The organism is Verrucomicrobiota bacterium, assembly GCA_016871675.1.
In the GTDB taxonomy this organism is placed as follows: domain Bacteria; phylum Verrucomicrobiota; class Verrucomicrobiia; order Limisphaerales; family VHCN01; genus VHCN01.
The window spans coordinates 45,605-55,026 of the sequence record VHCN01000019.1 but is presented as its reverse complement, the minus strand read 5'-3'; the positions used below and the strand labels follow the sequence as shown (position 1 = coordinate 55,026).

Genomic DNA, 9,422 nt, shown 5'->3' with positions numbered 1-9,422 from the left:
GCGCCGCAAGTTCATCGTCGCGGACACGCCGGGGCACGTGCAATACACCCGCAACATGGTCACGGGCGCGAGCACGGCGAACCTCTCCATCGTGCTCGTGGACGCGCGGCAGGGCGTCATCGAGCAGTCGCGCCGGCACACTTACATCGCGTCGCTGCTGCGCATCCCGCATCTCGTCATTGCCGTGAACAAGATGGACCTCGTGGACTGGAGCGAGGACCGCTTCACCAAAATCCGCGACACGTTCGAAGAGTTCCTGCCGCTGCTCGACATCAAGGACGTGAAGTTCATCCCCATCAGCGCGCTCCACGGCGACAACGTGGTGGGCGCCTCGCAGCACACGCCGTGGTATGTCGGCCCGACGCTGCTCGGCCACCTCGAGACCGTGCACATCGCGAGCGACTGGAACCTGCACGGGCTGCGCTTCCCGGTGCAGTGGGTCAACCGCCCGAATGACCCGACGAACCCGGCGCTGCACGACTTCCGCGGCTTGAGCGGGCAGCTTGCCGGCGGTGTGGTGAAGGTCGGCCAGAAGGTGATGGCGCTGCCCAGCGGCCAGAGCAGCACGGTGAAGGCCATCTGGACTTACGACGGCAGTTTGCAGGAAGCCTTCTGCCCGCAAAGCATCACACTCACGCTCGCGGACGACCTCGACGTGAGCCGCGGCGACACGATCGTCGGCACGGATCATTTGCCCGGCATGGGCAGCGACCTGCGCGCGCGCGTGTGCTGGATGCATCCGCGCCCGCTCGTGCGCGGGAAAAAACTTCTCCTCAAGCACGGGACGCAGACCGTGCAAGCCATCATCACGCTCATCGAGGACCGCATCAACGTCTCCACCTTCGAGCCGGAGCCGGAGCCGTCAGAGCTTGCGCTGAATGACATCGGCGAAGTGCGGCTCAAGGCCGCGCGCCCCCTCGTCTATGACGGCTACGAATGGAACCGGCTGACCGGCGCGTTCATCCTCATCGAGCAAGGCACCAACGTCACCGTGGGCGCCGGGATGCTCCTGCCGCCGGCCGAACGAGTGAAACTCGAATACAACGACTTCGCAATTTGACCATGAACCAGCCACTCACCGGCGCCGAGAGGAGCGATCTCCGCGGCCGCGCGCAACGCATCGAGGCCACGATCCATCTCGGAAAGGCCGGCGTGACGGAGGGCTTTGTGAAGGCGATGGACTCGGAACTGACCCGCCGCGAACTGGTCAAGCTGCGCTTCGACGCCTTTAAAGACCAACGCAAGCGACTGGCGCCCGAAATTGCCGCGAAGACCGGAAGCGAACTTCTCGCCATCGTCGGCCACGTCGCCGTCTTCCACCGCAAACGCGCCGAGCCCGGGGCCTGAAGGCCTACGGGCGCACGAGCAGGCGGTTCCTCAGTGCCGCCACCCCGGCCGCATCGGCGCGCGACGACAGCACCTCGACAGGCGAGAACCCACGCCGCGCCGCTCGAGCCTTGCCGCATTCGCCAGCGCCCAACCGGCGAGGAAGCGGGTGACCAGGCTCACGCGGCGATGTTACGCGAAACGCGCTGGATCGGAAGCGCGGCGCGTATTGGAATTTGATTCTCAACCCGGCACTCACGCGCTACAACCTGCGCGTGCCCGAGCCAGCCCAAGCCGGTCAACGGACGTTCCGAGGCGTTCCCGTTTCGAATGGAATCTGCCGCGGCCGCGTGCTCGTGCTCGGGCGCCCCCAAGGGACGATCGCGCGCCGTCACGTCGGGGACGACGACGTCCCGCGCGAGCTCGAGCGGTTCGAGCAGGCGCTCATCACCACGCGGCATCAGCTCCACGAACTGCAGCAACAGGTGATGCAGAAGCTCGGCGCGAAGGACGCGCTCATTTTCGACGCGCACCTGATGATGCTCGATGACCCGACGCTCATCGAGGAGGTGACGCGGCGCATCCGCGACGAGAAGCTCGCCGCCGACTCGGCCTTCCACGAGGCGTCTGGAAACTTCATCGAGACGCTCGCCGCCGTGGACGACGAATACCTCCGCGAACGCGTGGCCGACCTGCGCGATGTCGCGGCTCGCGTGCTCGGGAACCTCACGGGTGGCCACGAGACACCGGACATCCGGCGCCTCAAGGAGCCGTGCATCATCGTCTCGCACGACCTCGCGCCGAGCACGACCGCGGTGCTCGACAAGAAAAACGTGCTCGGGTTCGCCACCGATGCCGGCGGGCGCACGTCGCACACGGCCATCATGGCGCGCTCGATGCAAATCCCCGCCGTCGTGGGTTTGCAGACCATCTCGCGCGACCTCGAGGACGGCGCTTACGTGCTGCTCGACGGCTTCAACGGCGTCGTCATCGTCAACCCGACCGACCAGACGCTTTTCGAATACGGCCAGCTTGTGCGCGCGCAGGAGGGCTTGCGCGAGAAGCTGCGCGACGTGCTCGACAAGCCCGCGGTGACGCTCGACGGCACGCGCGTCGTGCTTGCGGCGAACATCGGGCAGGCCGGCGAGACGGACTCCATCCGTGCGAACGGCGCGGAGGGCGCGGGCTTGTTCCGCACCGAGTTCCTGTTCATCAACCGGGAACGTCTTCCGGGAGAAGAGGAGCAGTTCGAGGCCTATCGCGCCGCGGCCGCGGCGGTCAAGCCCGCGCCCCTGATCCTTCGCACGCTCGACCTCGGGGGCGACAAGTTTCTCGCGCAGCAGGAGCAGTTGCAGGAGCTCAACCCGTTCCTCGGCTGGCGCGCGATCCGGTATTGCCTGCACGAGCAGGACGTCTTCCGCCAGCAGCTCCGGGCGATTCTGCGCGCGGGCGCGGAGGGCAACGTGAAGATGATGTTCCCGATGATCTCCGGGCTGGACGAACTCACGCAGGCGCTCGCCATCGTCGAGCAGTGCAAGGCCGAGTTGCACGCGGAGGCCAAGCCGTTCGACGAGCGGCTCGAGGTCGGCGTGATGATCGAGATTCCCGCGGCCGTGATGGTCGCCGATGCGCTCGCCAGGCGCGTGAAGTTTTTCAGCATCGGCACGAACGACCTCATCCAATATTCCCTCGCGGTGGACCGCATCAACGAGCGCGTCGCGCACCTCTACGAGCCCACGAATCCCGCAATCCTGCGGCTCATCAAGATGACCGTGGACGCGGGCCGTCGGAACGGCATCTGGACGGGTGTCTGCGGCGAGATGGCAGGCGAACCCGCGCTCGTGCCGATCCTGCTCGGGCTCGGCGTGGAGGAACTGAGCGTCAGCGCGTCGCTCGTGCCGCAGACGAAGTTCCTCATCCGCCGGCTCAAGATGCCCGAGGCGCGGGCGCTCGCGGAATTCTCGCTCCAGTGCGAGTCCGGCGCGGAAATCCTGGCGCGCGCGAACGAACTCGTGAGGCAGGTCGCGCCGAGCCTGTTCGAGGGCCGGCCGTAGGCCGCCGGTCATTCCCGCAACCAGCTTTCAGCGGCGGTGTTCAGCCGGTTGAATTCCATTTCCACGTCGGCGCCTTCGAAGAACGACAGCCACCCGCGCACACGGACCGTTGCGCCGGGTTCGGCATCGGGGAACTTCGGATCCGAGTGGAGGCACGGGCACGGCGGGTTCGCCCACGGTCGGTGGCACGGTTCCCATGCCGTGATGATCCACCGGCGCCTTGATTCGTCGCGCGCGGCGACGAACGGCTTCGCCAAGACCTTGTTCGCATTGGTCTGCGCCGTGAATCCGCTCGCGCCCTTCAGCATCACGCAATTCTGCACGCGCAGGTCGGTGAGTTTCTCCCTGGTGCCGTTGAAGAGGGTGAGTTCCATGCGCACACCGTCACGGACGGGCTGAACCCTGGAGGAAAAACGAATCCCATTGGGAAGTGTGCGATCGAGGTCCAACGAGCCGTCGGCGCGGCGGTTCCACTCGAGGCGCGGCAGTTCCACGTTCTGTTTCGTCCACACGGTCGGCACGTGCGTGTGCGCGAGGTAGGTCAGGCCGAGGTTGGACCAGATCGCCTCGGGCACGTCCACGACAACGTAGCTCGCCGCGTCCCACGGAGTGAACACGCTCACCTTTGTCTCGCGCTGCGGATGAACCGCGCCGTCCAGGAATCCAATGCGCGGGTGACGCCCGCCGGGATAAGGAAGCACCCGCACCGGAGCGTCCGGTCGACGGGGCGCGATGGGGTCGGCCGGGATACGGAGTCGCTTGATCGCGGCGGCGATTTCATCCGGAGCCATGCCCGTCGCCAAGGCGACCTCGGCCATCGTGAACCGGTGATGCGTGACCATGTTGCCGAGCCAGTAAGCGAGTTCCCCGTCCCCGGTGGGGCGGCGCGAGTTCGCGGGCGCCGCCGCTCCCTCGGCATTGAATGCGATCGCATTCGCGGGCCCCAGCGCCATCGCGAGGAAGACCAAATGACGTGAAGAAGTGAAGAACTTCGTGGCCATGGGCGCAGCTTACATTGCCGCCGGGTCGTGTCCACACCGCGGCGTGACTCCATCCCGGGAACCGGATAGAATTCCCGAGAACACAAAGCCAACCATGACACAGATGCTTCATCGCGCCCGCCTGTCGCGCCGGACCTTCGTGAAAGCAGCCACCGCGGCCGCTGGATTCGCCGCGGCAGGGGACTTCGCCGCATGGTCGGCGGAACTTCCCGCGCTCGGCGCGAACCGTTCGCTCAAGGGACGGCGGCCGTTTCCTGACGACAACCCGTGGAATCTCGACGTCTCCAAGGAACCCGTGGACCCGAACTCGGACGCGATCCTTGCGAGCATCGGGCTAGAGCGGAACCTGCACCCGGACTTCGGCACCGTCTGGCAGGGCGCACCCGCGGGCATCCCGTATGTCGTGGTGGATGGCAAACAGCCGCGCGTGCCGGTGCAATTCCAGTATGCGGACGAAAGCGATCCGGGGCCGTATCCGGTGCCGTCCGACGCGCCGATTGAGGGCGGCCCCAACGCGAAAGGCGACCGCCACGTGCTCGTGCTCGATCGCGACAACTGGAAGCTCTACGAACTCTTCGACTCGCATCCGCTCGACGGCGGCAAGCGCTGGCGCGCGAGTTCGGGAGCGATCTTCGACTTGAATTCCAACAAGCTGCGCCCCGCCGGCTGGACTTCGGCCGATGCCGCGGGCCTGCCGATTTTCCCGGGGCTTGTGCGTTACGATGAAGTGATGGAGATGAGGGCAATCCGCCACGCCCTGCGCTTCACCGTGCGGCGGTCGCGGCGTGCCTACGTGAAGCCCGCGACGCATTTTGCGAGCCGGCTGACTGACGCCAACCTCCCGCCGATGGGGATGCGGGTGCGGCTCAAGGCAGGATTTGACGTGTCGCGGTTTCCCGCGCCCGTGCAGGTGATCCTCACGGCGCTCAAGAAGCACGGCATGCTGCTCGCGGACAACGGCTCGGACTGGTTCATCAGCGGCGCGCCCGATCCGCGATGGGACGTGGAGCAACTCGCGACCCTCAAGCGCGTGAAAGGCCGGGATCTCGAAGTGGTGCGGATGGGCGAACTGGTGACGCGGTAGGCGACGGCCATCTCACGGCTTGGAGCCCGTGATCTCCGCCAGCAGGTTGAAGAAGCCCCGCTTGCGCGCGCTTGAAATGCCCCAATTCACCGGCACGCTTTGGAAGCCCTCGTCGAAGCCCTCGTCCTTCATGCGAAAGTCGAAGTAACCCCACGACGCCCCTTCGCCGACGGCGGCGATGAAGTTGTTGCGCGGCTTGTCGAAGTCAAAGTGGTCGTCCTCGTTGAACAGGATCGGCTTGGGCGTGTAGCCCGGCACGGCGCGCGTGAGGCGCACCATCTCGGCGATGCGATCGGGATTCGAAACACCGTTGCCGTGGAGCAGCAGGTAGTCCGACGCGCGCACGACGTTTTCCTTCGGGAGGGTGTTGCCGCCGTAGCTCGTGCTCACCAGCAGCCGGCGCCCGCCGACGCTCGCGGCCCGCACGCGCTGGATGAGCTCGTGGACGCGGTCAGGCTTCAGCACGTCGTGGTCGTAGCGGACGTTGCACTCGTTGTTGATCTCGACGATCACGTTGCGCCAGCCCCTTTCGAAGAGCCACTTGGTCGCGTCGTCCGTCGCGCGGAGCACGGCGGCCTCGTCCTTCAACCGCTGGTCCTGCCCGAAGTAGAAGTAGCCGAGCATCACGACCATGCCGAGTTCATCGGCGCGGCCGAGGATGCGCTCGAGCCGGGCCATGTAGTCCGCGCGCAGCGAACCGTCCGGCTCGATGGCCGAGTTGTGCCACGGCTGGTCGCGGGAATAACCCTGCGGCGAGCCGCCCTGCAAGTTGATGGTGACCGCCAGCAGCCCGTGCCGCCGCCACGCGGGCATCGCGGCGATGAACTCGCGCGTGTTGCGCTCCGCGTCCCACTTGCCGCTGTCGTGATACGCCCACTGCTTCGCCGTGTCGGGATTCCGGTCATCGAAGACGCCCTGCACCATGCGCGAGTTCATGAGCAGCCCTTCGATGCGGCGGCCGTTCCACGTCCGCCCCTCGTAGGTCGGCCGCCCGTTGATATGGAAGTCCGCGCCCCGGATGGAGACCTCGGTATGCCGTTTCGGCGATGGAACGTCGGCGGCGAACGAGCCCGGGAGCGCCGGGATGCCGGCCACGATTGTGGCCAGCGAAAGGCTGCGCAATGGAAGCAGTGGAGATCTCACGACTCCACATTGAGCACGCAACGCGCAACTTGAAACTCAAATACCGCCGTCAGCGCACCGGTTGGTGCAGTTCCACCGCGCGCGCGCGCTTGGTGCGCATCTTGATGTTCAGCATCTCGACGCCGACGGAGAACGCCATCGCGAAGTAAACGTAGCCTTTCGGGATCTCCTTGTGGAAGCCCTCGGCCACGAGCAGGCAGCCGATGAGGATGAGGAAACTCAGCGCGAGCATCTTGAGCGTCGGGTGGTCGTGGATGATGTCCGCGATTTTCTTGCTGTAGGCCATCATGAAGACCATCGCAACGACGACGGCGCCCACCATCACGGGCACTTTGCCCGGCCCTTCCTTCACCATGCCGATCGCGGTGATCACGGAGTCGAGAGAAAAGACGAGATCGATCACGAGGATCTGCGTCATCACGGCGGCGAAGTTCGGCGCAAGCGTGCGCGTGATCCCTCCGTCCTCACCCTCGAGTTTCTCATGGATCTCGTGCGTGCTCTTGTAGAGCAGGAACAACCCGCCGCCGATGAGCACCAGGTCCTTGCCGGAGAAATGCCACGGGCCCACGCCGAGAAAACCGGGGATGTGCAGGAACGGCGCCTTGAGCTTCACGACGAGCCAGCCCAGGCCGACGAGCATGAGGATGCGGTTGGTCGGCGCGAGCAGGAGCCAGATCTTGCGCGCGCGCGGACGCTGGTCCGGGGGCAGCTTGTCGGCGAGGATGGAAACGAAGACGACGTTGTCGATGCCGAGCACGATCTCCAGCACGGTGAGTGTGAAGAAGGCAAGCCACAAGGCGGGATCGGAGAGCCATTCCATAACGCGGCGGAGGATAGCGGCGAAGTGCGGATGGGCAAGGGGAACTGGCGCCGTCAAAGAACTTCCCAAATCCGAAGCCCGTTTGAATACTCGCGGCGCGATGCAGAAGAAATCGACAGCGTCCCATTCCGCTTTGTTCCTCGGGATCGAGGGCGGCGGCACGCGGACGGTGGCGCTGCTCGTCGATTCGGACGGGCAACTCCGTGACCGGCGCGAGTTCGGGCCGGGCAACTTCAAGCTGCTCACTCCCCCGCAGCTCTTCCGCCACTTGCGAACGATCTCGAAGTCGTTTCCCAAGCCGGATGCCGTGGCAATCGGGCTGGCGGGCGCGCGCGGCGAAGCCGAATGGGGGCAAATCCGCGAGGCTGCCGGCCGCGTGTGGACGGGCGTTCCGTGCCATGCCACGCACGATCTCGAGACCGCAATCGCCGCGGCCGAGATACCCGTCGCGCGCGGTTCGCGCCGAACCTCGGGGCCATCCACAGGCCATCTCCCGCCGTCCGCGCCGCGGATTCTCATCCTCAGCGGCACGGGTTCGTGCTGCTACGGACTCGCGCCGGACGGTCGCGCCGCACGCTTCGGCGGTTGGGGCCACCTGCTCGGCGACAAGGGCAGCGGCTATGAAATCGGCCTTCGCGCGCTCAAGGCCGCGGTTTTCTATCACGACCGCGACGGCACATGGTCCGACCTCGGCCGCCGCATTCTCTCGACGCTCCTCTTGAACGAACCGGGCGACCTCATCGCATGGGCGCAGAACGCGACGAAGAAGGACATCGCCTCGCTCGCGGCCGGGGTCTTCGCCGCCGCGTCACGTCGCGACGCCATTGCCCGGGACATCCTCGAGGGCGCGGCGTCGAGCCTCGCGAGGGACGGGGCCGCGTGCGCGCGAAAGCTCGTGAAACCGGGCGCGCCCGCGACCTTCATCCTCGCCGGCGGCGTGTTGACGCAGCAGCCGCGCTTCGCACGGGAGGTGAGCCGCGAACTCGCAAGCCACTGGCCCGGCGCAACCGTCACGACGCTCCGGCACGAAGGCGCCTGGGGCGCGGTGGCGCTCGCGGAACGCAAGTTCAAGGGGCTGCGTTCCGAGTCCAGGGCCGGCCGGCGCGAGCCTGCGTCGACGCGGAACGAAACCGGACACGGGAAACCGGATCCAACTCCCCTGACCGAGTCGCGCAACCCGAGGTCGAGACATCTCGACCGTCTCCCCGTCGCGCGCGCCATCGAGTTGATGCTCGCCGAGGACGCGGAGATTCTCGCCGCGCTGCGGACGGAACGCGCCGGGATCGAGCGCGCAGTGCGGCGGATTGCGGCCGCATTCGAACGCGGCGGACGGCTCTTCTACGTCGGCGCCGGCACCAGCGGCCGGCTCGGCGTGCTCGATGCCAGCGAGTGCCCGCCCACATTCCGCTCGCCGCCCGACATGGTGCAGGGCGTGGTGGCCGGCGGCCAGCAGGCGTTGTGGCGAGCGGTCGAGGGGGCCGAGGACGACGCCGGCGCCGGCGCGAGGGCGATGGAATTCCGCGGCGCGGGCGCTCGGGATGTTGTCGTCGGCATCGCGGCGAGTGGCACCACGCCGTTCGTTCACGGCGCGCTCGGCGCGGCGAAGCGGCGCGGCGCATTCACCATCCTGCTGTGCTTCAATCCCGCGATGACCGCCCGCCGGCCGCGCCCCGCCGACCTCGTGATCGCGCCCGCGGTCGGGCCGGAGGTGCTCACGGGTTCCACCCGGCTGAAGGCCGGCACGGCGACCAAGCTCGTGCTGAACATCTTCACCACGCTTGCCATGGTCCGCATCGGCAAGGTCGCTGGCAACTTGATGGTGGACTTGAATCCGTCGAACGTGAAGCTGCGCGACCGCGCGGTGCGCATCGTCTCCGAACTCACCGGCGCCGACGCCACCCGCGCGCGGCAAAGCCTCGAACGCAGCGGATGGGTCGTGAAGAAAGCGTTGCGCCTCGCCCGACGACGGGCTTGAAAGCCGGGCGCGCCGCGCC

8 protein-coding genes are annotated in these 9,422 nt (G+C 66.9%); 5 read left to right on the top strand and 3 right to left on the bottom strand.

What is annotated here, in order from left to right; all coding sequences use genetic code 11:
- The 3 genes from FJ386_06480 to ptsP form a co-directional block, all read left to right on the top strand.
- Positions 1 to 1,060 (top strand): sulfate adenylyltransferase (locus FJ386_06480; protein ID MBM3876349.1); only part of this gene is annotated, 1,060 nt, incomplete at its 5' end.
- A 2-nt stretch (positions 1,061 to 1,062) separates the two neighbouring features.
- Positions 1,063 to 1,347 carry a YhbY family RNA-binding protein gene (locus FJ386_06475; protein ID MBM3876348.1) on the top strand — a complete coding sequence of 95 codons (285 nt, stop codon included), beginning with the start codon at positions 1,063 to 1,065 and terminating at the stop codon, positions 1,345 to 1,347.
- A 254-nt stretch (positions 1,348 to 1,601) separates the two neighbouring features.
- Positions 1,602 to 3,380 carry a phosphoenolpyruvate--protein phosphotransferase gene (gene ptsP / locus FJ386_06470; GenBank protein MBM3876347.1) on the top strand — a complete coding sequence of 593 codons (1,779 nt, stop codon included), beginning with the start codon at positions 1,602 to 1,604 and terminating at the stop codon, positions 3,378 to 3,380.
- Positions 3,381 to 3,388: 8 nt separating this feature from the next.
- Here ptsP and FJ386_06465 read toward each other — a convergent pair whose 3' ends face one another.
- Complete coding sequence (locus FJ386_06465) at positions 3,389 to 4,381, bottom strand: hypothetical protein (GenBank protein MBM3876346.1); 993 nt, start codon at positions 4,379 to 4,381, stop codon at positions 3,389 to 3,391.
- A gap of 139 nt (positions 4,382 to 4,520) precedes the next feature.
- Here FJ386_06465 and FJ386_06460 point away from each other — a divergent pair, with 139 nt between their 5' ends.
- Positions 4,521 to 5,465 (top strand): hypothetical protein, encoded by a 945-nt coding sequence (locus FJ386_06460; protein ID MBM3876345.1) that lies wholly within the window; start codon positions 4,521 to 4,523, stop codon positions 5,463 to 5,465.
- Between the two features lie 12 nt (positions 5,466 to 5,477).
- Here FJ386_06460 and FJ386_06455 read toward each other — a convergent pair whose 3' ends face one another.
- Together FJ386_06455 and FJ386_06450 are read right to left on the bottom strand one after the other, a co-directional pair.
- On the bottom strand, positions 5,478 to 6,551 hold the full coding sequence (locus tag FJ386_06455) for a hypothetical protein (protein ID MBM3876344.1): 1,074 nt from the start codon (positions 6,549 to 6,551) through the stop codon (positions 5,478 to 5,480).
- 106 nt (positions 6,552 to 6,657) lie between these two features.
- A complete protein-coding gene (locus FJ386_06450) occupies positions 6,658 to 7,428 on the bottom strand; it encodes a TerC family protein (GenBank protein MBM3876343.1) in 771 nt (256 codons plus the stop codon).
- On the opposite strand from FJ386_06450, the gene murQ reads away from it, so the two are divergent.
- Complete coding sequence (gene murQ, locus FJ386_06445) at positions 7,331 to 9,403, top strand: N-acetylmuramic acid 6-phosphate etherase (protein MBM3876342.1); 2,073 nt, start codon at positions 7,331 to 7,333, stop codon at positions 9,401 to 9,403. The genes FJ386_06450 and murQ overlap by 98 nt on opposite strands.
- Positions 9,404 to 9,422: the final 19 nt, after the last annotated feature.